Raw genomic sequence first — 26141 nt, forward strand, 5'->3', positions numbered from 1 at the left:
ATAGATCTTTGACCGGCATTGTTTCTATAAATGCATATAATCATAACCTTATTCCGGGCGTTGATCCATACATTCAAAAGGGAAATTCAATGAGTGGTCTTTTACCAAATGTTAATGACAAACCGGGACTAGAGGGAGAAGCAGATAAAAAGATACAGGCCTATTGTTTTAGGATGTGCCTAACGGATCACCCAGAAAACCGTATTCCATTCCAAAAACCTCATGATTATGATGAGATTAATTATGAATTGCTTTTTCGTAATTATGAAGCTAGGAAGGGCCTTGTGACAGAAATGTACGGTAAAAGCAAATCATTGTTGCCTTGGATTAATAGTAGCATGCCCAATCGGAAAACGGATACAAACAATAAATATGGATTTTCTACCGACTATATCGGCAAGAATTATGAGTATCCCGAGGCCACTTATGCAGAACGCGAAAAGATTATCGAGAATCACAGGAGTTATCAAATGGGGTTGATGTGGACCTTGGCGAATCACCCGAGAGTTCCTGAGGTTGTTCGTGAGGAAGCCTCAAAATGGGGAACTTCTAAAGATGAATTTGAAAGACCTGACGGTTGGCAACAACAACTCTATATTAGGGAAGCAAGAAGAATGATGAGTGATTATGTAATGACTCAACAAAATTGTGAGGCATTAGTAGTAGCCGAGGATGCTATTGGTTTGGCCGCTTATGGCATGGATTCGCATAATGTACAGCGTTATATCGACGCCAATGGATATGTGCAAAACGAGGGTAATGTGGAGGCGCATGGCTTTGAACCCTACCCCATTAGCTTTAGATCTATAGTGCCTAAAAAAGAGGAATGTACCAATCTTATTGTCCCTGTATGTGTTAGTTCTACGCACATTGCCTTTGGGTCAATACGAATGGAACCGGTTTTTATGGTCCTGGGGCAATCAGCTGCCACAGCAGCTGTGCTTGCCATAGATGGGAATTTAGATGTTCAAGAGGTGCCTTATTCTAATTTAAGAGAGAAATTACTGAAAGACGGTCAAAGGTTAGAATAAATAAAAATTTGCCATTGTAAATATGTCAAACACAAAATAAATAGTAGTAAAAAAGAAATCATTAATTGAAATCTTTACTATTTATAGGTGGTTACGGGTAATTATTAACATCACTTGTCATTAGAAGATAAGTATTCCTATGTAGTAGTTGATTGTTGAAGTTTACTGGACCAAACAAGATATAGACTGTGTTTTATTAAGGACAATATAAAATATAAATAATTTAAAAGAAATCTATTTATGATCGACGTACTGGATTTTACAAAAAGGCTTATTGCCATGGATACTATAAACCCTCCTGGGAACGAGTATTATGCAGCTAAATTTGTGGGTGAATTATTGGAAGAAAATGGATTTGATGTCGAATATGTGCCTTTTGAAGGTAACCGAATTCATGTTATTGCGGGAAAAGGATATTCTGAGATTGTTTCACCAATCGTTTTTACAGGGCATTTCGATACCGTTCCTTTAGGTGCAGGAAAATGGTCAGAGAATCCCTTTGGAGGAGAGGTAAAGAATGGAAAATTATATGGAAGAGGATCTAGTGATATGAAAGGCGGGGTCGCTGCTATGGTTATAGCAGCTATAAACGCTTTTTCTTTAGGGTCTCCGGAAGGAGGGGTGAGGTTGGTACTAACTGCAGGAGAAGAATTGGGATGCCAAGGTGCTAAGGATTTAATAAAAACATACCCAAGACTTGGTGAAGCCTGTGGTATTGTGGTAGGGGAACCAACAGCTAATATTCCAGCAATTGGTCATAAAGGAGGGCTATATCTCAATCTATCATTTTCTGGTGTTACAGCCCATTCTTCTATGCCACATTTAGGAGAAAATGCAATTTATAAAGCAGCTAAGGCCATTTCAAAAATTGAACAATTTGACTTTGAAGTCGAAGAAGATCCATTGCTCGGTTTCCCTACGGTGAATGTGGGAAAGGTTTTTGGCGGACAAAATATCAATTCGGTTCCCGATTATGCTGAATTTACTATAGACGCTCGAACTACAACTAAGGTAGACCATGATAAGTTATTGGCTAAGATTCAAAGCGAGCTAGGAAAGGAAGTGTCCATTGAAACGCTAACCGATTTGATTGCTGTTTCCACAGAAGAAAAAGACCCTTTTGTGCAAAGGGTATATAATGCTTGTGGTATTTCAGAGAGCTCACCTGGCTATCCAAAGGCATTGCCTTATCTCACGGACGGGTCCGTGCTACAAAGTGCATATGGTGGTATTCCAACGGTTATTTTGGGTCCGGGACAACCAGAAATGGCACATCAAACGGATGAATTTTGTTATGTTGACAAGCTTGAAAAGGCAGTTGAAATTTATACGAATATACTTTTGAAAAAGAGCGACTTTATTCAATGAAAAGCCTGATTGTTTCTTTCGAATTAGTATAAGGTAGTTGTATCCTATTATAAGACTTAAGTCAGAATATATATGATTCATAATTTTTATTTAAATCAATTATTTTTTAAACTATGAAAAACCCATATTTACTAATACTGTTTTTTTTGTTGTTAAACAGTTTTCAATCGTATGCTCAGGTAATTTATGTTGACCCACAACTACAGGCTGATTGTAAGGGTAATTATTCTATTTTGAACCACGATTGTAATGGTTCTGATGGTGATGCTTATAAAACATTAGAATCAGCTGCAAATGCTGCCATTGCAGGAACTGAGGTATTGATTAGAGGAGGTGTGTATAACGAACAGCTTAGTCCTAAAAACTCAGGAGAGGAAAATAATTACATTACATTTAAAAATCACGGTAACGAAGTAGTTGAATTTACAGGCGATTCGCTAGCCCCTGCTATCTGGATTGACAAAAAGGACTACATAGTAATTAAAGGCTTGAAATTTTTGGACTGTCCTCAATTTATGTCTATTAAATCATCAGCACATATTACTGTTGAAAATTGCCATTTCGAAAACAGCACAATGTGGGAATCCTGTCAGTTAAAGAACATGGGTGATTATTTTCTTTTTAAGAATAATTTTGTTAAAAATGGCACAGACCTACTTTCTATACAAGGGGGCAGCTTTCATCTAATTGAGGGCAACACCTTTCATACTGCATCTCATACCTGCCTAGTCTTTATGGGTGTTCATGATTCAGCCATTCGAAACAATATACTGATTAATCCAAATCAAAAGTTACTCGAGATATTTGCTACTCGTGACAGAGAATGGTCTGCTCCTTACAGAAAGAGCGAACATATTCTTATTGAAAACAACATGTTTGGACCCAACTCACACAGAGAAGGGCTTTATAATGGCAAAGAGCCACCGGCAAGTTGGGGCGTACAATTTGCAGGTGTAAAGTGTATTATGCGTAATAACATATTTGCCGGATGTGAAGGGGGCATGGATATTTGTGGATATGGTGAGGTTGGGGGTGGTGAAGACTCTCCCGAAGCGGCATTTAATTTTAGTAACCGCATTTATAATAATACGGTGTATTCTAATGGTGGAAGAGGTCGATACGGTAGTGGTCCTGGGGTTAAAATCACACACAATTCACATACTGAATTTTATGATAATATCTTTATGAACAACATATTCTATGCAAACAGAATATTTAAAGATGTGAATACGAAAAGGGATATACCAAGTGTTCAGGTCGCTTTTGGTACTTCTACCAATCCTTCAGAAGCACGGTTCTACAATAATAATATCACAGCACAAAGTGATAAGAATGAAGATGTTTTTTTTATTGGGAAAGAAGATAAAGCCTACACTTTAAATGCTTTTGAGCAAGCCTATCCTGATTATATCGGTAAAAATATTCAGGGGAATCCGCGGTTAATAGCTGAACAGCCCAACCTAAAAAATCTTGTCCGAAGTGAATATCAATTAACAGAAGATAGTCCTTGTGTTGATGCGGGAGCATTTTTGACGTATTCAATCGGTACAGGTGAGGATAGCGTTGTTTTGAAAGTAGAGGATCCTTATTTCTTTACCGATGGATTTAGTATTGTTGAAGGAGATATAATCCGTATTGGGTCTAATGAAGTTCAGATAAAAAGTATTGATTATGATACCGGTTATATGATTTTAAAAAAGCAGATGCAATGGAAAGATAAAGCTCCAGTAAGTTTAATGTATAAAGGGAATGCACCAGATATAGGGGCAGTCGAAAGTTATTAATTTTTCTGTTACTGGGAAAACATGCTATTCTAATTTGATCAGCTTTAAAAACAAAAATATGGAACGACGTAATTTTATAAGAAACTCAGCACTTGGTCTAGGGGCAGGGATTGCAATTACTCCTTCGGCAGTACTTGCGTCTAATGTTAAAGGAGAGCCGTTGCCTTCTAAGTTGCCAAGAGAAGTCTGGATAGCTACACTGACATTAACAAAGATTGATGCTATTAATCACGAGGAGATGGTTGAAGAAGTATTAGGCCATATGGCAGATATTGTAAACTATAAGCCTGATGTAATATGCCTTCCTGAAATTTTTCCATTTTTTCATATTTCTGAGAAGATAGCTATTGAAGAAGTTGCTGAGCAACCATTGGGAAAAATCACAAGTAGGTTTGCCGAGTTTGCCAAAAAGCACAAAACGTATATCATTTGCCCATTGTATACTGTTGAAAATGGAATGTATTATAATGCTGCTGTAGTTATCGACAGAGAAGGTAAAGTATTGGGGGAATACAGAAAAACCCACACTACCGAAGGAGAGATGGGAAAAGGAGTTTCCCCTGGGCCACTTGAACCACCAGTATTTAAAACTGATTTTGGTACTATAGGAGTTCAAATTTGTTTTGATCTTGAATGGAATGATGGTTGGGAGAAATTAAAAGAAAAAGGGGCTGAGATTGTATTTTTCTGTTCTGCCTATTCTGGTGGGAAGGCAATAAATACAAGAGCCTGGCAAAACAAATATTGCGTTGTTTCAAGTACACTAAACGGTACAGCCAAAATATGTGATGTAACCGGTGATGAAATTGCAAAAACTGGATTTTGGGACAAGTATTGGGCAATAGCCCCTTTAAACCTCGATAAAGCATTTCTACATACTTGGCCATATATCCAGAAATTCAAAGACATACATGCTAAGTATGGAAGAAAGGTAAAGATTACCAATTTCGACGAAGAAGAATGGTCGATTATCGAAAGCCTTTCTCCCGATATAAAAATCGCAGATATTCTTGAAGAATTCGAACTTAAAACGCATAAAGAGCACATTAAAAGTGCTACTGATATGCAAGAGAAATTAAGGAAAGGATAACTCGCCAAAATAGAGATAATCAAGGGTATTCGAAATAAATATTATTGATGAATAAAAATGGCTAATCTGTTTAAAAAAATGGTATCAAATTCAGGAACTATTACTGTACTTAATAGAACATTATTTATAATCGCGTTTCTTCTGCTATCTGTGCAAGTATTTGCTCATGGCGATTTAACTAAACGGATAAATGAAAAAACAAAAGAGATTTTAAAAAGCCCAAACAACTTTAAACTTTACTACGAGAGAGGTTTTTTATATCAACAACACGTTGAATTCAATAAAGCTCTGGAAGATTATATCAAATCTACATCTTTAGGAAATACAGATAAAGTCTTACTGTATAGAATTGCTGAGGTTAATTATTTAACTGAAGATTATAGCGATGCTTTAGAAAGTATAACAAAGTATTTAGAAGTAGATAGTATTGACGTAAAAGCTAAAAAACTAGAGGCTCAAATACTGTTTAAATTAAAAGTATATAAAGAATCTTTAGAAGCCTACCATTATGTTTGCAATAACATGATCGATATACGACCTGAAGATATCTTGGAGCATTGTGACATCATACTTGCCGAAAACGATAAAAACTATACCGATGCTTTAAATATCATTGAATTTGGCTTAGAAAAACTTGGCTCTAATATATTTTCGCTTCAAGTTAGAAAATTAGAGTATTTAAAAGATTCTGACCAAATTAAAAAAGCAATAGAGCAATACAATTATTTTATTCTTGAATATAATAGAAGAGAGTTTTGGTATTATAAAAAAGCGAAGTATTTGACAGAAGTAAATAAGAAAAAAGAAGCGATCATATCCTTAAAACTAGCTACAATTACTATTGAACAATTGGACACTAAGTTTAAAAACATGAGTTCAATTACCAAATTAAAAAACCAAATTAAAAGTTTAGAAATCTCAATTAACAATCAGAAATTATGATTAAAAAAATCACACCAATATTAATGATGTTTCTTACGGTGTATTCATTTTCACAAACATCAGTAGCAAGTATTCCTATAGTTAGTTCTAACACAAATTCTAATTCTGTTGGAGTTTTAAATAATTTTCCTTCTGTTGTTGTTGAAAGAGGTCCTTATTTACAAAGTGGCACACCGACTAGTGTGGTTGTAAAATGGAGAACAGGTGTAGCAACTGAATCTGTAGTTCAATATGGTACAATATTAGGATCCTTATCCTTGAATGTAACAAATGCTAATTTAACAACTGAACATGAAGTTACCTTATCTGGGTTAACTCCTAATACCAAATACTATTTCAATATTGGTAACCAGACAGAAGTTCTTTCCGAAAGTGTTACTGGCGATATGTATGTAATAACAGGACCCACAACAGGTACTAAACAATTTGTTCGAGCATGGATTTTAGGTGACCCTGGTACAGCAAACAATAATCAAAGATATGTACGAGATGCATATTATAATTATGTTGCTACTACACCAACAAACACAGGCAAAACAGATATGATGTTATTTTTAGGAGATAATGCCTATAATACGGGGAAAGATTCAGAATATCAAAATGCCTTTTTTGATGTTTATGATGATATGTTCAAAAAATCTGTCGCATGGTCTTGCCTAGGTAACCATGATGGACAATCTGCTGATTCTGCTACCCAGTCTGGTCCATATTATGATATATTTACTTTTCCGACCACTGGAGAAGCTGGAGGAACAGCTTCTGGAACAGAAGCGTATTATTCTTTTGATTATGCCAACATTCATTTTATAATACTAGACTCTCACCATACAAGTCGTGCAGTAGGGGGCGCCATGTATAACTGGGCTCTAACCGATATTCAAAACACAACACAAGATTGGATTGTAACTTTGTTTCATCATCCAGCATACTCTAAAGGATCACATGATTCTGATGAAGATCATCGGCCTATTGAAATGAGAGAAAATTTCATGCCTATGTTAGAGGCTAACGGAATTGACCTTGTTTTAAGTGGGCATAGCCACTCTTATGAGCGTTCTTATTTTTTAAACGGACACCAAGGTTTTGCGAATACTTTTAACCCAGATGAAATTTCGAAAGGCGGTCATACCGTTGGACCAACAGGGAATGGAGACGGTAAAGCAGATAGCGATGGTGCATATAAAAAAGCTAGTGTAGCTACAGAAGGTGCTGTTTATATAACTACGGGATCTGCCGGTCAAATATCGGGTGGAGATTTAAACCATCAAGCCATGTCTGTGTCGTTAAATGAGCTTGGTTCTTGTGTTTTGGAAATTGAAGATGATGGATTGGGCGGACAAAACCTGACCGTAAAATTTATAAGGGAAACCGATGGTATTGATGATTATTTCACCATCAATAAAACAGGAATAACTAATAAAGCTGGTGGAAAGGAACCATTAGAAAAGGGTGTACAACTTTTTTATGTTGCCAACAATGATTTGGTTAATATAAAAGTAAACCCAAATGAACGACTAAAGAAAATTAAATTTTATAACAACATTGGTAAATTGGTTAAGAAGAGCAGAAAAAAAACGATTAATGTAAGCAATTTGGAAAAAGGCCTTTATATGGTTGAAATAATCACAAATAAAAAAACGTTTAGCAAATCTGTTACGATAGAATAGTTTTAAATAGGCTGTTTTTATAATTTCCTAAAGTATAAAGGAAATCTAGAGGTGTGAAAAAAGCTTTAATTATAAATGAAAAAGGCAAGTATTTTAATAGGGTTAATTTTTATATGTTTTTTTATCTGGTCAGGGAAAAATACGGTAACCCAATACGAGTCAGATAATATTCCAGAAAGAGTAGCGGCGTTATATGAGGCCAATTTTCACAACTTTCAAAATGAAGTTGAGTTATTAGCAGATCTAGCTAATAATTCAACTTTTTTAGATGAACTTAAGTTGAAAGAGCAAGTCAAAAAAACTAGATTGGCCTATAAGGGCGTCGAGTTTATTTTTGATTATTACCAAACGTCCTATAATGGAACTTATATCAATGGCGCACCTTTGCCTAAAGTAAAAGATCATTTTGAAGCAGGAAAGGTTATTGAGCCTTGCGGCTTACAAGCATTAGATGAAGCTGTTTATAATGAAGCTTCCAAAGAAAATTTCCAGCATATAAAAGTTTTAGCAAACGAACTTAGAGTACGTGTTGATTTTATTTCAATAATACATTTACCAATTCATTTAAAGTCTAGTCAGATTATTGAGTGTATTCGGTCGGGAATGGTTAGAATTTTCACTTTGGGTGTTACAGGTTTTGATACACCAGGTTCTGTTAACGCTATGCAAGAGAGTTATGTTAGTTTGCAAAGTATGAAAACTACATTCTTGCATTTTGAAAAAGGAATTTATTCAGAAGCCAAAGACGAATTCAATACTATCAAGAAGCTCTTTGAAAAGGGCGGAAAATTATTAAACTCCAATATCGAGTTTAATGACTTTGATAGAATGTTGTTTTTAAAAGAAGTAGTTAACCCTTTATATGCAGGATTGTTAGAATTTCAAAATTTAAATAATATCAAGATAGAGCTTTATAAAAAGCATGCGCAGGACTATAAAACAAAAAATATATTTGACATCAATTTTCTAAAGACTAATTTTTATTCAGAATTAGTTTATCTGCCATTAGACAACCCCAAAACAATTCAATTAGGTAAGTTGTTGTTTGAGGATCCTCAACTTTCAAATGCCAATAAAATTTCTTGTTTAACTTGTCATGACCCTAACAAAGGTTTTACTGATGGCTTGCCTAAAAGTGAATCAAATCGAGAAGGCTTTTTTACAGCAAGAAATTCCCCAACTGTAATAAATGCTGGGTACTCTACACGATATTTTTGGGACATGCGTGAGTTCAATTTAGAAAAACAAGTAACACATGTTATTGACGATAATTTAGAGTTTAATACAAATTTCAATACGATAATTGAAAAATTGAAGAGAAATTCTAACTATATAAAGTTGTTTGAAGAAGCTTACGGGGATATCAGGAGAGAGGATATTAATGAGCGCTCAATAAGCAACGCTATAGCCGCTTATGTGAATTCCTTGAAATCTTTCAATAGTGAGTTTGATAAATATGTGCGAAACGAAATCAATGAATACCCAGAGAATGCTAAACGAGGGTTTAATTTATTTATGGGAAAAGGCGCTTGTGGTAGTTGTCATTTTGCACCTGTTTTTAATGGTACCATTCCTCCATTTTATCTAGAATCTGAATCAGAAGTTTTAGGTATTACACAAGGTTTTGATTCGATTAATCCAAAATTGGATAAAGATTTAGGACGTATAGCCAATGGACTAAAAGCTGATGAGCATCCTTTTTTTAAAAACTCTTTTAAAACAGTTTCTGTCAGAAATATAGGCTTAACAGCGCCTTATATGCATAACGGTTTATTTGACACCTTAGATGATGTTTTAGAGTTTTATAACCTAGGTGGAGGCGCAGGAATGGGACTAGAGGTTGAAAACCAAACATTGTCAGATGTGCCATTGAATTTGTCGAAGCAAGAAATTAAAGATATTATTGCTTTTATGGAGTCCCTAACGGATATTGAAGCGTTTATGCCTTTAATGAATTAATTGAATAATAGAAAAATGAAATGGTCTTTACTTATGGACAAATCATAATAATCATAATATGAAAAAACCGATACTCTTATTGCTATTTATACTCGTAGTGAATATTTCTTTTTCCCAAGAGAAAAAGAAAATCAAATGGTGGAATCCGATTAATAGTGAGGTTCCTGTAATTGCAGGTCAAGCTTGGCCCAATGAGGTAAAATCTGTTTATCATCGATTTCCAGAAAAAGCGAAGGAAACTGTAAGAGAAGACGTTTGGGAATTATCAAAGCAATCAGCGGGCTTATCTATACGATTTTGGTCCAATGCTGACAGTATTCTTGTTAAATACCAGCTTAATGGAGCTATTGATATGGCGCACATGCCTGCTACAGGCGTTAGCGGTTTAGACCTATACAGTAAAACATATGATGGTGAATGGCTTCGTTGTTGGGGTTCATATTCAATTGAAGAAAAAAGTAATTATTCTTTTAGAATTGATGATAATTCTGAATCATATAAAAAATACGGTAGGGAGTATCAGCTATTTTTACCGTTATACAATGAAATTGATTCATTAGAGGTTGGAGTTGGAGAGGAATCCTTTTTTAAAGTGTTACCAATGCGAAATGAGAAGCCTATTGTAGCTTATGGAACTTCTATTTGTCAAGGAGCTTGTGCTTCACGCCCAGGAATGGCCTGGACAAATATACTAGAGAGAAAACTAGAAAGGCCTGTTATTAATCTTGGTTTTTCGGGAAATGGAGAATTAGAGCCTGAACTAATAGATTTAATGACTGAAATTGATGCGAAATTGTACATTTTGGATTGCTTGCCAAATTTAAATCCTAATAAAGACGATACATATTCGCTTACGGTCGATGCTGTGAAAAAACTAAGGGTAAAAAGACCTGATGTACCTATAATCCTTACTTCTCACATTGGCTATGCAGATGAATGGACCAATAAGAAAAGTACTGAAGAGGTTATAGCGCTTAACAAAGAACTAGAAAAAGCTTTTAAAGACTTAAAATCAGAAGGTTTTGAAAATATTTTTCTGTTGCGAAAAAATGATTTAGCCTTTGGTTTTGATATGTACGTTGATCATATACACCCTAATGATCATGGTATGGTGCAGTATGCAGATGTTTATGAAAATCTAATTAGAGAGGCCCTAAATGAGCCAATCGGAAATTTAGTTACAACTATTCCCAAAACTCAGAGTAGGGATATTTCTGTTTATAAATGGGAGGAAAGGCATCAAGAAGTACTTGAATTGAATAAAGTAAATGAGCCAAAAATATGTCTGTTTGGAGATTCTATAATTAATTTTTGGGGAGGAGAACCAGGATCTTTAATTACTACAGGGCAAGATTCGTGGGAGAATTTTTTAAAACCAATGGGGGTACGTAATTTCGGATTTGGTTGGGACCGAATAGAGAATGTACTTTGGCGAGTTTATCATGATGAACTTGATGGTTTCGAAGCTGAACAGATTATATTAATGATTGGTACAAATAACGTAAACCTTAATAGTGAGATTGAAATAACTAAAGGATTAGAAATGTTGATAAAAGCTATTAAAGTTCGTCAACCTAAAAGTAATATTCTGATGATAGGAATATTACCTAGATCTGGCAAAGAAAAACTGATTAGGAGCTTAAATCTTAAACTAGCACAATTAGCAGATTCAGAAGCAATTGATTTCAGTATTATTAATGACCAATTATTGCTTAAAGATGGCGCAATAGACGAATCATTATTTACAGATGGGTTGCATCCCAATCGCAAAGGTTATTTGATACTAGCTAAAAGATTACAAGAAATTATTGTAGGCAAATAATTAAGTTATTTTGGTTTAGATTGGCAATCGAGTAGAAGGCGTAATTGCTATAACGAACGATTAATGAGAAATTATAATTAATGTATTAGTTGAAATTCAAAAATGAAAAAAATAGTATATATATTAATTTGTTTAAGTTTTTTTAGCTCTTGTAAAATCCAACAAGAGAAATCAATCAATTTAAAAATCATGTCTTATAATATCCGACATGGAGAAGGATTAGATACAATTTTGGATTTATCCCGTTCAGCAAAAATTATAAAATCACAACTACCAGACTTATGTGGATTGCAGGAAGTCGATAATTTCTGTATGCGGTCAGATAGTACTGGACAAATTGACTATTTGGCCCATAATACAAATATGACAGGAACTTTTGGTAAGTTTATGAACTTTCAGGGAGGTGAATACGGTATGGCAACCTTGTCACGAAAACCATTACTTACAACAAAGGTGTTACAATTGCCTAATAGTAAATTTGAACCTCGCGCATCAATTGTTCATGAGGTACAAATAGCCGAAGACTGTGATATTGTTTTTGCCAACGTTCATTTTGAATGGAATATAGGAAAGGAAGCTAGCTATATACGTCTTAGTCAGGCAAAAGTATTGATAGACTACATAGACACATTAAAAAAAGCAACTATTATCACTGGCGATTTTAACTGTACACCTGAGTCACCAACAATGCAATATTTTACTGAACAAGGTTTTGTATTTGTTCAAAAAGGCGAGAATAATTTAAGTTATCAAGGGGGGTATAAGGCTGAAATTGACCATGTGATTTATCGGAATGCTGATAATGTAAAGTTTAAAAAGAAAAGCGTTCAGTTATTAAAAGAACCTATTGCGTCTGATCATTTTCCACTAATTGTAGAATTGGAAGTAATTTATTAATTACTAGAAAAGGAACTAAATAAGACCTTGTCTTGGGTTGTCGATTATGTCAGTACTATTTTCATTGATAACAATGGATTGGGGTAAGCAACCTAAACAACATTTGTGGTCTATTATCCAATTCAAATAGATGCCACTTAGATTCGAGAGAAAGGCAGCACCGCCGAAAATATTTGAATAAATTCCCAAATTAACACACCACTTTTACAATTCTATTTGGTTTTACTTTTGTACCAAAAATCATTAGTTAATATTCAGAGTGCAAATACAGAACCTATATTATCTTATTATAACAAGGCTTTCGATGCCCTTTTGATATTGCTAAGTTTGGCGTTGTATTTGGTTCCTTCTACGTAACAATCATTTGTATATTTTCGAATTTATAGTGCTTTAACAGTATCCAAAATATTATAAATTCAATGGCAATTAATACCTTAATATTAAACACAAACCGTTGTTTTTATTGACCTAAGTTTTAGTAACGGGACTATAATCGAATTAGGGACCTTCAATTCTGGATCCGAACTTGGAATAACTTCATCTGATATTTGGTGTAAGCGTTTAATGCTTAAAAACAAGAGTTTTTTTAATTGTAAGAAAGTTCTTTTAAATCCTCACTTATAAAAAATATAATAACAATAAGCTGTATTAAAAATTGGTTTTTCTGCAAATGATAAAAAAAACAAAGCTTCCAATCTCTTGGAAGCTTTGTTTTTAGTAGTGACCTCGACTGGATTCAAACCAGTAACCTCTTGAGCCGTAATCAAGTGCGCTATTCAGTTGCGCCACGAGGCCATTTAATATTTCCCTTAACGGGCTGCAAATATATTTCTTTTTACATTTACCACAAAATTAAGAGCACTATATTAAATGGATTTAAGAAGCTTAATTAGAGATGTACCCGATTTTCCTAAGGAAGGAGTGATTTTTAAGGATATAACTTTATTGTTACAAGACCCAGAAGCATTAAAAGAAACCACTAATGCGCTAATAAAATTATTAGATGGACAAAAAATTGATAAGGTTGTTGGTATGGAGAGTAGAGGATTTATTTTTGGGCCTATACTTGCAAACAAGCTTAATGCAGGTTTTGTGCCCATACGTAAACCAGGAAAATTACCATCAACTAGGCTGAGTGAAACCTATGACCTTGAATATGGTACTGATACGCTTGAAATTCATATAGACGGAATAGAAAAAGGAGATAAGGTGCTCATACATGATGATGTTTTGGCAACCGGCGGTACAGCGAATGCAGCTTGTAAATTAATAGAGCGTTTAGGTGGTGAAATTGTTCAATGTAATTTTTTAATTGAACTTACTTTTCTAGAGGGCTTGTCCAAGATTAACAACTACTCAGTACAGTCTCTTTTAAAATATTAATCAAGAGCTCGTGTGGTTACAAAATAACGCCAACCTATTAGGGCCATTTGTAATTTACTTGTTTTAGATAAGTCTAAGTGTTGCTTGCTATATGAAGGTAAAAGAGCTTTATTAAGCTTAGCAAGTAGTTTGTAAATTGCTTTTTTCAAGGTTGATATTTATTGTAAAAATACGTAAATAAGAAAGCGATTGATTAAATCGCTATAAGTATTATCTAATGCAAAACTATCGTAATTATAATACTTAAAATTAATAAGACTAAAAGTTTAATAAGAGCAATCATGAAGTTTAATTTTAGTGGTTGAACGTTTTATAATTGATTGTTCTTGTAAGATATAATGGTATGGTGCTTAGAACAAATAAAGCCTGTTAAATTAATGTAATCAATTACAAATCTGTAAGTTAAATATTGATACTTATTTTAATATAAAGGTACTTGTCTACAATTATGTTTTATATTAAAAGGTAATTTTATTATTTGATTACATTTTGTAATAATTAAAGAGGTGTATTTGATTGATTTTGCTTTTTCAAGGGACAAATCATTCTTGAAATAGATTAAAAAGGCCATTTCATTTTTAGATTAAAAAAATCCGATGCTATAGAAACACCGGATTTGTAATTAATCAATCCAATATATAATTATAGCTTATTTCTCTTTCGTAATTATTTCTATAACACCATTCACAGCATCTTTACCATATTTCATAATTGCAAATTCTCCTTTTAAAACGTTCATAGATTCAATGTTTTTTTTGTCTAAATTTTTAATGTCAGTTTCATTACTTTTCTTTCCATTGATAAAAAATAAAGGATCTTTGGTGTAATCAGAAAATAAGAACGTATTTCCCTCTTCTTCAACTATTTCAATATCATGCTCACTTTTTGGTGTAGTGTTGATGTTTACTTGCTTGTTATTGTCTGTTTCGACTTTTAGCATTTTATTGCTTGAATCGGCAGTTCTAATTGTAATTTTATTATTTGACAAGTCGATACTTATTAAAGTAGGGTCAATTGTATCATTGTCAGATGCAGAGTTGAACCGGCTGCTTACTTCACTATTTTTCTTATTTCCTCCAGATATATGTAAAGAAATATTTTTTATCTCTCCATCATTATTTCTCACAGTCGTATACGAGAAATCAAATTTTTCTTTGGCTAATTCTGATTTTATTTTTATTAATTGAGCATCTGAAGTGTTTTTATCTATCAAAAACTCAATAATGTTTTGTGCAGTACCATATTGGTCTTTGACTTGTAATGTATAAACTTCCTTGACATTAAAACTTAATAAGAAGAGGGCCAATAAAGGCAAAACAATTAGGCTTTTTAAGGCTTTTAATCTGTGTGATTTTTGTTGATTGATCATAACGATTCGTTTTTTGATTAATGAATTAAAAAATGGATTGACGATTGATAATTGTTGATTTCCGAATGCTTGTTGAAGTAAGATATATTGATATGCTTTTTTATTCTTTTTAATTTGATGGTTTTCAGTATCAGCAAGAAATTCTAAATTTTGTTTTATTGCTATTTGGTAAAACCATGCAAATGGATTAAACCATTGTAGAATGAGGAAAATTTCCATCAGCAAAATATCTAATGAGTGAAACTGCTTAGCGTGTACTTCTTCATGTGCTAGTATCGCTTCTAACTCTTTCTCTGAGTGTAGTGAAGGATTGTAAACAATACTCTTGAAAAATGAAAATGGCTGAATTGTGTCCTTAGTTTTAATGTGAGCTGTTCTAGAATATTCTATTCGATTACCATTATTCAAAACTTTTTTTAAATCGAAACCTTGTTTGAATAACCTAAATAATAAAAAGAGCGCGCCAATTATATATACTATTATTAAAATGGGGAAAGGATTCAATTCGTTAATAGATGAGGGGTCTGATAATATAGAAACGGTATCATTAGCATTGCTCAATTTTAAAAATGGTATTTCTATAGAATTGTTTATATATAATAATGGGAGTAGTGTAGAAAATATGAGCCCAATAAGAAGAAAGAATCTATTGAATTGAAAAAAGGTTTCTTTCCTTAATAATACTTGGTAACAACTAAAGAATAGAAATAGTACAAAACTAACTTTTAATATATAGTAAAATAGTGTTCCCATCTATTTGTTGTTTTCGATAAGATTGATGATTTCCTTTAATTCTTTCACAGATATCTTTTCTTCTTTGGCGAAAAATGAAACTAGATTTTTATAAGAATTATCAAAATACCCCACCATGTCTTCATTGACATAAGCTTTGTAATAACTCTCTTTGCTCACAATTGGGTGATATTGATGTGTTTTACCATAGGCTATAAACCCTACAAATTTCTTTTCTTCTAAATTTCGTACAATAGTAGATAAGGTATTATAATGAGGTTTATTTACACTGATCTCTTCCATTATCTCTTTGACGAAAGCTTTTTTAAGTCGCCAAAGGATTTTCATTATTTCTTCTTCCTTATTGGTTAATTTCTCCATTGAAATGTGTTTGTCTAGCTAATGTAAACTATTTTTATAGTTATAAAACTAAAAATACAGTTATTTAACTATTTTTTTAGTTTTTATATACTTTCAATAGTTGCCGATCAACAGATTTCTTCTATTTATATTTGTGAAAATTCTTTTGATGCAGAACTTTCTATTTATACTTGGCGGACTTTTTTTATTGATAGCCGGTGGTAATTGGCTTTTAAAAGCTGCAGTAGATTTATCCCTAAAATTAAAAATTCCGAAGATTGTCATAGGTATGACGGTCGTTTCTTTCGCTACCTCGGCACCAGAATTAATTGTTAGTATAAATGCTGCATTAGATGGTTTTCCAGATTTAGCCTTGGGTAATGTAGTAGGGTCTAATATTGCCAATTTAGGATTGGTATTGGCGATTACAATTTTGTTAAGCCCAATTGATGTAAGTAAAAGTTTTTATACAACAGATTGGCCAGTAATGATGTTAGCCTCATTACTCTTTTTCTTTTTTATATATTTTGATGGAGTTTTAGAGCAATACGAAGGTATTGTTATGGTGGTATGCCTTTTTCTATTCTTAGTGTATTTGCTCCGTTTTCAGAAGCCTGCAGTTATAGATGAAGAAGATGAACCCGATGTAATGTTGCCTACATATAAAACGGCATTGTTTTTAGGTTTGGGAGGTGGTGCTCTTTGGGGCGGATCTGAATTATTGATTAACGGTGCAGTTGGTATGGCTACTGTGTTTGGTGTAAGCGAACGTGTAATTGCAATCACCATTGTTTCAATTGGTACAAGTATTCCTGAATTAGCGGCATCTATAATTGCTGTGATTAAGAAAGAAAAAGCAATTTCATTAGGAAACTTAATAGGTTCCAACATCTTTAATTTGCTGGCTGTACTAGGAATTACCTCTATAATTACCCCTATAACTGTTATGGATCAGGGGCTCTTGACAAATGATATCTTTTGGATGCTGGGGATCTCCTTTCTTATTCTTCCTTTAGTGTTTATACCTAAAGGGTTAAGATTGGGGTGGAGAGATGGACTTGTTTTGATAAGTGTTTACCTATCCTTCATTTATGTTACTATCGGATAAAAAACAAAGAAATTTTATAATACTAAAGTTGTTAGCAAAAAAAAACGCCTTGGAGTAATCCAAGGCGTTTTGAGTATAATCAACAATTAATTTGGTATTAAATCTTAGCCGATTTAACTGTTTTAATAATTCTACCAGCAATTTTATAAGGATCTCCGTTTGAAGCTGGTCTTCTGTCTTCTAAATAGCCTTTCCATCCTTTTTGAACGGTAATGATAGGAATTCTAATTGAAGCACCCCTATCAGAAATACCATAACTGAAATCTGTAATTGAAGCAGTTTCGTGAAGGCCTGTTAAACGTTGGTCATTAAACTCACCGTAAACAGAGATGTGTTCTTTAACAACTGGTCTGAAAGCTTCACAAATTTTTTCATAAATTTCTTTAGAACCACAAGTTCTTAAAGTAGTGTTAGAGAAGTTTGCGTGCATACCAGAACCGTTCCAGTCCAATTCCTTACCTAATGGTTTTGGGTGGTATTCAATATAATAACCATATTGTTCTGTTAAACGATCTAGTAAATAACGTGCAACCCACATTTCGTCACCAGCTAATTTAGCGCCTTTAGCGAACAATTGAAATTCCCATTGTCCTGAAGCTACCTCTTGGTTAATCCCTTCAAAGTTAAGTCCGGCAGCAATACAAAGATCAGCGTGCTCTTCAACTAAATCTCTTCCGTGCGTATGTAATCCTCCAACAGAACAGTAGTACATTCCTTGTGGAGCAGGATAACCACCAATAGGGAAACCTAAAGGTAATTGTGTTTTGGTATCCATGATAAAGTATTCTTGCTCAAAACCGAACCAAAAATCATTGTCTTCATCCTCTATGGTAGCTCTTCCGTTAGATACGTGCGGAGTACCATCTGCATTTAAAACTTCGGTCATTACTAAGAATCCGTCCTTTCTTGCAGGATCTGGAAAAATAGCAACCGGCTTAAGCAAACAGTCAGAAGAACCACCTTCAGCTTGTCGTGTTGAACTTCCGTCAAAAGACCACATTTCGCAATCTTCTAATTTACCACCAAAGTCATTAACCACTTTGGTCTTACTTCTCATGTTTTGGGTTGGAAAATATCCATCTAACCAGATGTATTCTAATTTTGTTTTGCTCATAATATAATTATTATATTTTTTTTGAATAAAAGACAAGCAAAAATATGTTTTTTATGATTTGGTTTGAATTTTTAAGGGGGCAAATCTTTAAAAATTAAATAAACTGTTATCTACCCCTGTTTTTTATCGGGTATTTTGCCATATTTATATTTATAGAACGTAATTTTGGCAAATTAATAATGCATATACCTATGAAATCACCAAGATTCGCTGCAATAATTGAAAGTCAGAAAAGAAAAAGTATCGCTATTGAGGAAAAAGGAAGACGTTCTGAGCTATTCGGAATTAATGTTTTCAATGAGAAAAAGATGTTACAGTATCTTACCAAAGATGCTTTAGAAAGCTTAAAAGGAGCGATGGTATCTGGTTCTAAAATAGACCGAAAAATAGCAGACCAAGTTGCTGAAGCTATAAAAGGTTGGGCTATAACCATGGGAGCAACTCATTATACCCATTGGTTTCAGCCATTAACTGGGGCAACAGCCGAAAAACACGATGCCTTTTTTGATTTATTACCAGACGGTACTGCATTAGAGAAATTTGGTGGTGGTCAGTTAGTTCAGCAAGAACCAGATGCCTCTAGTTTTCCAAGTGGGGGAATTAGAAATACATTTGAAGCCCGTGGTTATACGGCATGGGATCCTTCATCACCTGCTTTTATTTATGGCACTACATTATGTATACCTACCATTTTTGTGTCATATACGGGTGAAGCATTAGATAATAAGGCCCCATTATTAAGGGCATTAAGCGCAGTTGATGATGCAGCTACAGCGGTGGCAAAATATTTTGATAAAAATGTTTCAAAAGTAAATGCAACTTTAGGCTGGGAGCAAGAATATTTCTTAATAGATAAGGCTCTCGCACAATCTAGACCAGATATTATGATGACCGGACGCACTTTGGTGGGTGAAACACCTGCAAAGGGTCAGCAGTTAGATGATCATTATTTCGGAGTGATACCAAGTCGTGTGCTTAGTTTTATGAGCGATTTGGAAAAAGAATGTACCAAATTGGGTATACCAGTTAAGACAAGGCATAATGAAGTAGCTCCAAATCAGTTTGAGTTAGCACCTGTTTTTGAAGAGGCGAACCTCGCGATTGACCATAATCTATTATTAATGGATGTTATGGACAAAATTGCAGATAAACATCATTTTATGGTGTTGTTTCATGAAAAACCATTTGCAGGTATCAATGGTTCGGGAAAACACAATAACTGGTCTTTGGCAACTGATACGGGTGTTAATCTACTTAGTCCGGGTTCTACACCCATGAAAAATTTACAGTTCTTAACTTTTTTTATCAATACAATTAAAGCGGTGGATACGTATGAGGAGCTTTTGCGCTCTTCAATTGCATCACCGGGGAATGATTATCGATTAGGTGCGAATGAGGCGCCACCGGCCATTTTTTCAATTTTTGTCGGTTCGCAATTAAGTAGTGTGTTAGATGAGCTTGAAGGAGTATCGAAAGGAAAATTATCACCAGAGGAGAAAACCGAATTGAAGTTAAATGTTGTCGGTAAAATTCCTGAGATTTTGATGGATAATACCGATCGTAATAGAACATCACCTTTTGCATTTACCGGTAATAAATTTGAAATGCGTGGGGTAGGGGCGAAAACGAACTGTGCAAAACCAATGACGATTTTGAATACCATAGTTGCCAAACAGCTAAAAGATTTTAAAAAGGAGGTTGATGTATTGATAGATAAGAAAAGCTTGAAAAAAGATGAAGCAGTTTTCAACGTACTACGAGAATATATTAAATCATCAAAGCGAATACGTTTTGATGGTGATGGTTATAGTTCAGAATGGGAAAGTGAGGCCAAACGACGAAAATTGAGTAACAATAAAAATACGCCTGAAGCTCTTAACATATTAACATCAAAGGAAAGTTTAGCGCTTTTTCAAGCTATGAAAGTGATGAGCGAGATTGAGGTACGTGCACGCCAAGAAGTAGATTTAGAAAATTATATTATGCATGTGCAAATAGAAGGTAGAGTTTATAATGAACTGGTATATGGTTATATTATGCCTGCCGCTATAGCATATCAAAATACATTGATTAAAAATGTCGCTGGATTAAAGGAAATTTACGGTGCTGCACATAAAAAATTCTCTGAGGGTCAATTAACGATGATTGAGGAAATTGCTGAACATATTGTTGGTATAAAGAAGATGGTCGATGCGATGGTCGATGCCCGTAAAAAAGCGAATGCTTTAAAAGACACTAAAAAGAAAGCGGAAGCCTATTGTAATAATGTGAAGCCATATTTCTCAGAAATAAGGCTGCATAGCGATAAGCTTGAAAAATTAATGGATAATCAATTATGGCCATTGACCAAATACAGAGAATTGTTATTCATAAAGTAAACACATTTTTTATTCTAGAAAATTAAGGGAATATTAATCGATTGAGAGGGCGCAGTTTTAATGATTCTCTTATTTTTGCCACAAATATTAAGTTATGTCCACATCGAGCAGTGAAAGATATCAGCAACGAGGGGTTTCTGCCTCAAAGGAAGACGTGCACAATGCAATTAAGAATATCGATAAAGGTCTTTTTCCAAAGGCTTTTTGTAAAATAGTTCCTGATTACCTTACAGGAGATGAAGAATATTGCTTAATCATGCATGCGGATGGTGCAGGTACAAAATCTTCTTTAGCTTATATGTATTGGAAAGAAACTGGAGATATTTCGGTGTGGAAAGGGATTGCCCAAGATGCATTGATTATGAATATCGATGATTTAATATGTGTTGGCGCTACAGATAATATTATGCTTTCTTCTACTATCGGGAGAAATAAAAATAAAATACCTGGTGAAGTATTATCTGCCATTATAAATGGAACCGAAGAATTAATAAAAGATTTAGGTGAATTCGGAATAACGATTCATTCAACTGGTGGGGAAACTGCTGATGTTGGTGATTTAGTAAGAACTATAATCGTTGATTCAACAGTGACAGCAAGATTGAAAAGGTCTGATGTTATTGATAATGCAAATATAAAAGCTGGTGATGTTATCGTTGGTTTGGCTTCCTTTGGTCAGGCTAACTACGAAAAGGAATATAATGGAGGTATGGGAAGTAACGGACTTACTTCTGCTCGCCATGATGTGTTTTCGAATTATTTGGCCGACAAATTTCCAGAGAGTTTCGATGCAGAAGTCCCGAAAGATTTGGTTTATTCAGGTAATGTGAGGTTGACCGATAAGATTGAGGATTCTCCAATAAATGCAGGTAAGTTGGTGCTTTCTCCAACAAGAACTTACGCGCCAATTGTTAAAAAAATATTGTCAAAATATAATGCTGATGATATTCACGGGATGATTCATTGCAGCGGAGGAGCGCAAACTAAAATTTTACATTTTATAGATGAATTACATGTGGTGAAAGATAATTTATTCGAAGTGCCGCCACTTTTTAAATTGATACAAGAACAATCTGGTACCGATTGGAAAGAAATGTATAAAGTGTTTAATTGCGGTCATCGATTAGAATTTTATCTGCCAGAAGAAATTGCGGACGATATCATTGAAATAGCTAATAGTTTTGGTGTAGATGCCCAAATTGTTGGTAGAGTGGAAGCATCAGATTCAAAAAAACTAACAATTTCAGGTAACTACGGAACCTTTGTGTATTAATACATACGAATAGCGTAAATATATCGTTCTTGATTATATACCTATTTTGCTATGGAAAGAAAGAAATTTTTACGAACTCTGGGTGCTGGTGCAGCTTTTGCAATAACATTTCCTTGTTTAGGAAGCTGTTCAAAAGATAGTGAAGTCGAAGGGGATATAGTTACACCACCTACCGATGTAGATTTTACCATTGACCTTACTTCTTCTGAAGCAGCAAAATTGGCTAACAATGGCGGATTCATTTTAAAGAATCTTGTTGTAGTAGTTAAGAATTTAGAAGGTGAGTTTGTTGCAGCTACTCAAATTTGTAGCCATGAGCAATACGATCAAGTTCGTTTTGTAAATCAAGATGGTGGTATTTTTTACTGTGATGTACATGGTTCTAGATTTTCACAAAATGGCACACCTTTAAATGAGATTCCGAATAGTACTTCAAAAGCTTTAAAAATATATAATACCTCTCTTGAAGGTTCTATATTAAGAGTTTACGAATAAATTTTCCGCCTCAATTACATTAACACCAACCTAACTTATTATTCTTTATATCAATGTTTATCTCTAAATAGAGAAAGTAAGTGAAAAAAATTATTGCCTTAATTTTCTGCCTCATGACCTGCATTGTGTTCGGTCAAGAAGAGAAGTACGTGACAGTTCAAAAAACATTTGAGGTCATGGGGGGTAGCTTTGATATTACTGTAATCTCTGTCGATGAGGAGTTGGGTTATATTTATATACACGAGGCTTTAGCTGAAGTTCAAAGAATTGAAAAATTAATATCCTCTTGGGATGATGCCTCTGAAACCAGTCTTATAAATAAAAATGCAGGAATAAAGCCTGTTCCTGTTAGTTGGGAACTTTATCGACTTATAGAAAGGTGTATAAAAATTTCAGAAATAACAGATGGTGCTTTTGATATTACGTACACAGCCTTAGAGGATATTTGGAAGTTCGATGGTTCTATGACTACATTACCTAATAAAGTTAAGGTTAAAGATGCTGTTTCTAAAACTGGGTTTGGTAATATTATTCTGAATAGTAAAGATCAAACTGTTTATTTGAATAAGAAAGGTATGCGTATATCTTTTGGTGGTATAGGTAAGGGCTTTGCGGCAGATAAAGCAAAGGCTTTGTTGGTGTCAAAAGAAGTTAAGGCAGGGATTATAAATATTGGAGGAGATATAACAACTTGGGGTACAAAGGCTACTGGCGAAAAGTGGCTTATTGGGGTTGTCAATCCTGAACGGCAAGGAGGTCTATTTTCTTGGATTCCTATTTTAGAATCCTCAGTTGCAACTTCTGGTGGCGATGCTGATTTTATGATAGTGAATGACAAGAAATATACTCATGTTTTAAACCCTAAAACTGGTTATCCATCCACAGGTATAAATAGTGTGTCGGTTTTTGCTAAAAGTGCTGAAATTTCAGATGCCTTAGCGACATCAATCTTTGTGATGGGTTTAGATGCTGGCTTAGCATTGATAAATCAATTGGGCGATACAGAAGTAATTATCGTTAATAATGCCAATAAAATGTATAAAAGTAATGGCATTATATTTAATTAGTAGGTTGTCTTAAAACCTTTTTACTAGAAATTATATTTTAAGTGTTACCCATATAAACTCTTTATGGCGTCTGTAAATTTATCGTAAATTTGCTTTACAAGTGAAGTAAGCATATGATAGACAAGTTAAACATCGTAAAACAACGTTTTGATGAGGTTTCAGACCTTATAATTCAGCCAGATATAATTACTGACCAAGAGCGTTATGTAAAACTCACAAAAGAGTATAAGGATCTGAAGGATTTAATGGGAAAGCGTGAGGAATACTTGGAACTTACTAATAATATGGCCGAGGCAGAGGAAATTATTTCCGATGGTAGTGATGCGGAAATGCTAGAAATGGCAAAAATGCAGATGGAAGAAGCTAAATCAGGTCTACCTAAATTAGAAGAGGAAATAAAACTAATGTTGATTCCGAAAGATCCTGAAGATGCCAAGAATGTTGTAGTTGAAATACGCGCAGGAACAGGTGGTGACGAAGCGAGTATTTTTGCAGGGGATCTCTTTAGAATGTATACAAAATATTGTGAATCTAAAGGATGGAAAACTAATGTCATTGACCTTAGTGAAGGTACTAGTGGTGGGTATAAGGAAATTCAATTTGAAGTTACAGGTACCGATGTTTATGGCACCTTAAAATTTGAAGCGGGTGTTCACCGTGTGCAGCGTGTACCCCAAACAGAGACACAAGGTAGAGTGCATACAAGTGCCGCGACAGTAATGGTACTGCCTGAAGCTGAGGATTTTGATGTTCAAATTGATCCTAAAGATGTGAGAATCGATTTCTTTTGTTCATCTGGACCAGGTGGGCAATCTGTGAATACAACGTACTCTGCAGTACGTTTAACACACATACCGACAGGTTTAGTGGCGCAATGTCAAGATCAGAAATCGCAACACAAGAATAAGGATAAGGCTTTTAAGGTTTTGCGATCTAGGTTGTATGATATGGAGTTGGCCAAAAAACAGGAGGCAGATGCCGCAAAGAGAAATTCTCAGGTAAGTAGTGGTGACCGTTCAGCTAAAATTAGAACTTACAATTACCCACAAGGTAGGGTTACCGATCACCGAATTGGACTTACGTTGTATGACTTGTCGAATATAATAGATGGAGATGTTCAAAAAATAATCGATGAATTGAGTCTTGTTGAAAATACTGAGAAACTGAGGGAAGCCTCTGAGATTTTTTAAATTATGACGACTCAAGATTTAGTAGCGGAAATTCATAAAAAAAAATCATTTCTATGTATTGGTCTTGATACCGATTTAGAGAAAATTCCACAGTTCTTATTAGAAGAGGAAGATCCAATTTTTGCTTTTAATAAGGCGATAATTGATGCTACACATAATTTGTGTGTAGCTTATAAGCCCAATATTGCATTTTATGAGGCTTATGGAGTGAAAGGTTGGTCTTCGCTTAGAAAAACGATAGAATACTTAAATAAAGATTATCCCGAAATTTTTACGATTGCTGATGCTAAAAGAGGTGATATAGGGAATACATCAACAAGATATGCGAAAGCATTTTTTGAAGACCTTAATTTTGATTCGATTACAATAGCTCCCTATATGGGAAGAGATTCTGTTGAACCTTTTTTAGAGTTCAAGGACAAACATACCATTTTATTAGCACTGACTTCAAATGAAGGGGCATTCGATTTTCAAACAAAAATGATAGATGGTCAAGAGCTTTATAAAGAGGTGTTGTCAATTTCCACAACCTACAAGGGTTCTGAGAAATTAATGTATGTTGTAGGTGCTACAAAGGCTGAATATCTTAAGGAAATTCGAGAAATTGTACCTAATAGCTTCTTGTTAGTGCCTGGTGTAGGTGCCCAGGGCGGAAGCTTAAAAGATGTTTGTACGTATGGAATGACTAAAGATATTGGACTATTAGTCAATTCTTCTCGTGGAATTATTTACGCCTCCAATCAACAAGATTATGCAGAAGCTGCTAACCTTAAAGCTAAGGAGCTACAAGTAGAAATGGAAAAAGAAATGTCTAGACTATACTAAATTCTCTAGTATTTTTTTAATCTTTTGAGCCTTTTGTTCAAAAAATTCACCTAAATGTGTATTAGATTGCATGTTAGAAGCTTTATCAATAAAATTTTCATATTGATATTCTAATAAGGTTATAATATCAGCATTTGCTGCTATCGGTTTCACTGTTCCTACTTTACAATACTGCTTTTCCATAATACTTTTATTTAGTTCTTACAAATATACGTTGAGATTCAGGTTTTGGATGTTTCTATTATGAGCTATACATCTAATTATTAGGTAATATGTCTTTATTTTAA

Annotated in this window: 22 protein-coding genes and 1 tRNA gene; 17 read left to right on the plus strand and 6 right to left on the minus strand. The window is 34.2% G+C overall.

Annotation, left to right across the window (positions count from 1 at the left end; translation table 11 throughout):
- Positions 1-8 precede the first annotated feature (8 nt).
- From AAC084_RS05775 to AAC084_RS05815, 9 genes are all read left to right on the plus strand, one after another.
- Entirely contained in the window at positions 9-1031 is a 1023-nt protein-coding gene (locus tag AAC084_RS05775; RefSeq protein WP_339838131.1) for an FAD-dependent oxidoreductase, read from the plus strand.
- Between the two features lie 240 nt (positions 1032-1271).
- On the plus strand, positions 1272-2399 hold the full coding sequence (locus tag AAC084_RS05780; RefSeq protein WP_339838133.1) for a M20 family metallopeptidase: 1128 nt from the start codon (positions 1272-1274) through the stop codon (positions 2397-2399).
- A gap of 113 nt (positions 2400-2512) precedes the next feature.
- Positions 2513-4183: a right-handed parallel beta-helix repeat-containing protein gene (locus AAC084_RS05785; RefSeq protein WP_339838135.1), complete on the plus strand. Its 1671-nt coding sequence runs from the start codon at positions 2513-2515 to the stop codon at positions 4181-4183.
- 58 nt (positions 4184-4241) lie between these two features.
- Positions 4242-5273, plus strand: coding sequence for a carbon-nitrogen hydrolase family protein (locus AAC084_RS05790; RefSeq protein ID WP_339838137.1), 1032 nt, complete (start codon positions 4242-4244; stop codon positions 5271-5273).
- 78 nt (positions 5274-5351) lie between these two features.
- Positions 5352-6215, plus strand: coding sequence for a hypothetical protein (locus AAC084_RS05795; protein WP_339838139.1), 864 nt, complete (start codon positions 5352-5354; stop codon positions 6213-6215).
- Complete coding sequence (locus AAC084_RS05800; protein WP_339838141.1) at positions 6212-7882, plus strand: metallophosphoesterase; 1671 nt, start codon at positions 6212-6214, stop codon at positions 7880-7882. Before AAC084_RS05795 ends, AAC084_RS05800 begins: the two co-directional genes overlap by 4 nt.
- A gap of 75 nt (positions 7883-7957) precedes the next feature.
- A complete protein-coding gene (locus AAC084_RS05805; protein ID WP_339838143.1) occupies positions 7958-9841 on the plus strand; it encodes a cytochrome c peroxidase in 1884 nt (627 codons plus the stop codon).
- A 58-nt stretch (positions 9842-9899) separates the two neighbouring features.
- Complete coding sequence (locus AAC084_RS05810; RefSeq protein ID WP_339838146.1) at positions 9900-11663, plus strand: SGNH/GDSL hydrolase family protein; 1764 nt, start codon at positions 9900-9902, stop codon at positions 11661-11663.
- A 189-nt stretch (positions 11664-11852) separates the two neighbouring features.
- Entirely contained in the window at positions 11853-12560 is a 708-nt protein-coding gene (locus AAC084_RS05815) for an endonuclease/exonuclease/phosphatase family protein (RefSeq protein ID WP_339838149.1), read from the plus strand.
- A gap of 721 nt (positions 12561-13281) precedes the next feature.
- Here the strand turns inward: AAC084_RS05815 and AAC084_RS05820 are convergent.
- Positions 13282-13355 (minus strand) — tRNA-Arg (locus AAC084_RS05820).
- A gap of 75 nt (positions 13356-13430) precedes the next feature.
- On the opposite strand from AAC084_RS05820, the gene AAC084_RS05825 reads away from it, so the two are divergent.
- Positions 13431-13943 carry an adenine phosphoribosyltransferase gene (locus AAC084_RS05825; RefSeq protein WP_339838152.1) on the plus strand — a complete coding sequence of 171 codons (513 nt, stop codon included), beginning with the start codon at positions 13431-13433 and terminating at the stop codon, positions 13941-13943.
- Here the strand turns inward: AAC084_RS05825 and AAC084_RS05830 are convergent.
- The 3 genes from AAC084_RS05830 to AAC084_RS05840 form a co-directional block, all read right to left on the minus strand.
- Entirely contained in the window at positions 13940-14092 is a 153-nt protein-coding gene (locus tag AAC084_RS05830; RefSeq protein ID WP_339838154.1) for an SsrA-binding protein, read from the minus strand. The genes AAC084_RS05825 and AAC084_RS05830 overlap by 4 nt on opposite strands.
- Before the next feature lie 500 nt (positions 14093-14592).
- Positions 14593-15873: a M56 family metallopeptidase gene (locus AAC084_RS05835; RefSeq protein ID WP_339838157.1), complete on the minus strand. Its 1281-nt coding sequence runs from the start codon at positions 15871-15873 to the stop codon at positions 14593-14595.
- 192 nt (positions 15874-16065) lie between these two features.
- A complete protein-coding gene (locus tag AAC084_RS05840) occupies positions 16066-16425 on the minus strand; it encodes a BlaI/MecI/CopY family transcriptional regulator (RefSeq protein WP_339838160.1) in 360 nt (119 codons plus the stop codon).
- A gap of 148 nt (positions 16426-16573) precedes the next feature.
- On the opposite strand from AAC084_RS05840, the gene AAC084_RS05845 reads away from it, so the two are divergent.
- On the plus strand, positions 16574-17512 hold the full coding sequence (locus tag AAC084_RS05845) for a calcium/sodium antiporter (protein WP_339838163.1): 939 nt from the start codon (positions 16574-16576) through the stop codon (positions 17510-17512).
- Between the two features lie 97 nt (positions 17513-17609).
- Here AAC084_RS05845 and AAC084_RS05850 read toward each other — a convergent pair whose 3' ends face one another.
- Positions 17610-18626, minus strand: a complete 1017-nt coding sequence (locus AAC084_RS05850; RefSeq protein ID WP_339838166.1) for a glutamine synthetase beta-grasp domain-containing protein — start codon at positions 18624-18626, stop codon at positions 17610-17612.
- 191 nt (positions 18627-18817) lie between these two features.
- Here AAC084_RS05850 and AAC084_RS05855 point away from each other — a divergent pair, with 191 nt between their 5' ends.
- From AAC084_RS05855 to pyrF, 6 genes are all read left to right on the plus strand, one after another.
- Positions 18818-21004 carry a glutamine synthetase III gene (locus AAC084_RS05855; protein ID WP_339838169.1) on the plus strand — a complete coding sequence of 729 codons (2187 nt, stop codon included), beginning with the start codon at positions 18818-18820 and terminating at the stop codon, positions 21002-21004.
- 94 nt (positions 21005-21098) lie between these two features.
- Positions 21099-22277, plus strand: a complete 1179-nt coding sequence (locus tag AAC084_RS05860; protein ID WP_339838172.1) for an AIR synthase related protein — start codon at positions 21099-21101, stop codon at positions 22275-22277.
- Between the two features lie 51 nt (positions 22278-22328).
- Complete coding sequence (locus AAC084_RS05865) at positions 22329-22772, plus strand: Rieske 2Fe-2S domain-containing protein (RefSeq protein ID WP_339838175.1); 444 nt, start codon at positions 22329-22331, stop codon at positions 22770-22772.
- A gap of 113 nt (positions 22773-22885) precedes the next feature.
- Positions 22886-23839: an FAD:protein FMN transferase gene (locus tag AAC084_RS05870; protein WP_339838178.1), complete on the plus strand. Its 954-nt coding sequence runs from the start codon at positions 22886-22888 to the stop codon at positions 23837-23839.
- 113 nt (positions 23840-23952) lie between these two features.
- Complete coding sequence (prfA, locus tag AAC084_RS05875) at positions 23953-25029, plus strand: peptide chain release factor 1 (RefSeq protein WP_339838181.1); 1077 nt, start codon at positions 23953-23955, stop codon at positions 25027-25029.
- 3 nt (positions 25030-25032) lie between these two features.
- Positions 25033-25854, plus strand: coding sequence for an orotidine-5'-phosphate decarboxylase (pyrF, locus tag AAC084_RS05880; protein WP_339838183.1), 822 nt, complete (start codon positions 25033-25035; stop codon positions 25852-25854).
- Here the strand turns inward: pyrF and AAC084_RS05885 are convergent.
- Positions 25846-26037 (minus strand): hypothetical protein, encoded by a 192-nt coding sequence (locus tag AAC084_RS05885; protein ID WP_339838186.1) that lies wholly within the window; start codon positions 26035-26037, stop codon positions 25846-25848. The genes pyrF and AAC084_RS05885 overlap by 9 nt on opposite strands.
- Positions 26038-26141: the final 104 nt, after the last annotated feature.

Origin of the sequence: uncultured Maribacter sp., from assembly GCF_963977385.1 — a bacterium.
Lineage (GTDB): Bacteria > Bacteroidota > Bacteroidia > Flavobacteriales > Flavobacteriaceae > Maribacter.

Bases quoted from the DNA above. Each gene is read 5' to 3' on its own strand.
- AAC084_RS05800 (WP_339838141.1), top strand. From the start codon at position 6,212: ATGATTAAAAAAATCACACCAATATTAATGATGTTTCTTACGGTGTAT.
- pyrF (WP_339838183.1), top strand. From the start codon at position 25,033: ATGACGACTCAAGATTTAGTAGCGGAAATTCATAAAAAAAAATCATTT.
- AAC084_RS05865 (WP_339838175.1), top strand. From the start codon at position 22,329: ATGGAAAGAAAGAAATTTTTACGAACTCTGGGTGCTGGTGCAGCTTTT.
- AAC084_RS05860 (WP_339838172.1), top strand. From the start codon at position 21,099: ATGTCCACATCGAGCAGTGAAAGATATCAGCAACGAGGGGTTTCTGCC.
- AAC084_RS05850 (WP_339838166.1), bottom strand. From the start codon at position 18,626: ATGAGCAAAACAAAATTAGAATACATCTGGTTAGATGGATATTTTCCA.
- AAC084_RS05780 (WP_339838133.1), top strand. From the start codon at position 1,272: ATGATCGACGTACTGGATTTTACAAAAAGGCTTATTGCCATGGATACT.
- prfA (WP_339838181.1), top strand. From the start codon at position 23,953: ATGATAGACAAGTTAAACATCGTAAAACAACGTTTTGATGAGGTTTCA.
- AAC084_RS05805 (WP_339838143.1), top strand. From the start codon at position 7,958: ATGAAAAAGGCAAGTATTTTAATAGGGTTAATTTTTATATGTTTTTTT.
- AAC084_RS05870 (WP_339838178.1), top strand. From the start codon at position 22,886: ATGACCTGCATTGTGTTCGGTCAAGAAGAGAAGTACGTGACAGTTCAA.
- AAC084_RS05885 (WP_339838186.1), bottom strand. From the start codon at position 26,037: ATGGAAAAGCAGTATTGTAAAGTAGGAACAGTGAAACCGATAGCAGCA.
- AAC084_RS05855 (WP_339838169.1), top strand. From the start codon at position 18,818: ATGAAATCACCAAGATTCGCTGCAATAATTGAAAGTCAGAAAAGAAAA.
- AAC084_RS05810 (WP_339838146.1), top strand. From the start codon at position 9,900: ATGAAAAAACCGATACTCTTATTGCTATTTATACTCGTAGTGAATATT.
- AAC084_RS05845 (WP_339838163.1), top strand. From the start codon at position 16,574: ATGCAGAACTTTCTATTTATACTTGGCGGACTTTTTTTATTGATAGCC.
- AAC084_RS05785 (WP_339838135.1), top strand. From the start codon at position 2,513: ATGAAAAACCCATATTTACTAATACTGTTTTTTTTGTTGTTAAACAGT.
- AAC084_RS05825 (WP_339838152.1), top strand. From the start codon at position 13,431: ATGGATTTAAGAAGCTTAATTAGAGATGTACCCGATTTTCCTAAGGAA.
- AAC084_RS05815 (WP_339838149.1), top strand. From the start codon at position 11,853: ATGTCTTATAATATCCGACATGGAGAAGGATTAGATACAATTTTGGAT.
- AAC084_RS05840 (WP_339838160.1), bottom strand. From the start codon at position 16,425: ATGGAGAAATTAACCAATAAGGAAGAAGAAATAATGAAAATCCTTTGG.
- AAC084_RS05795 (WP_339838139.1), top strand. From the start codon at position 5,352: ATGGTATCAAATTCAGGAACTATTACTGTACTTAATAGAACATTATTT.
- AAC084_RS05790 (WP_339838137.1), top strand. From the start codon at position 4,242: ATGGAACGACGTAATTTTATAAGAAACTCAGCACTTGGTCTAGGGGCA.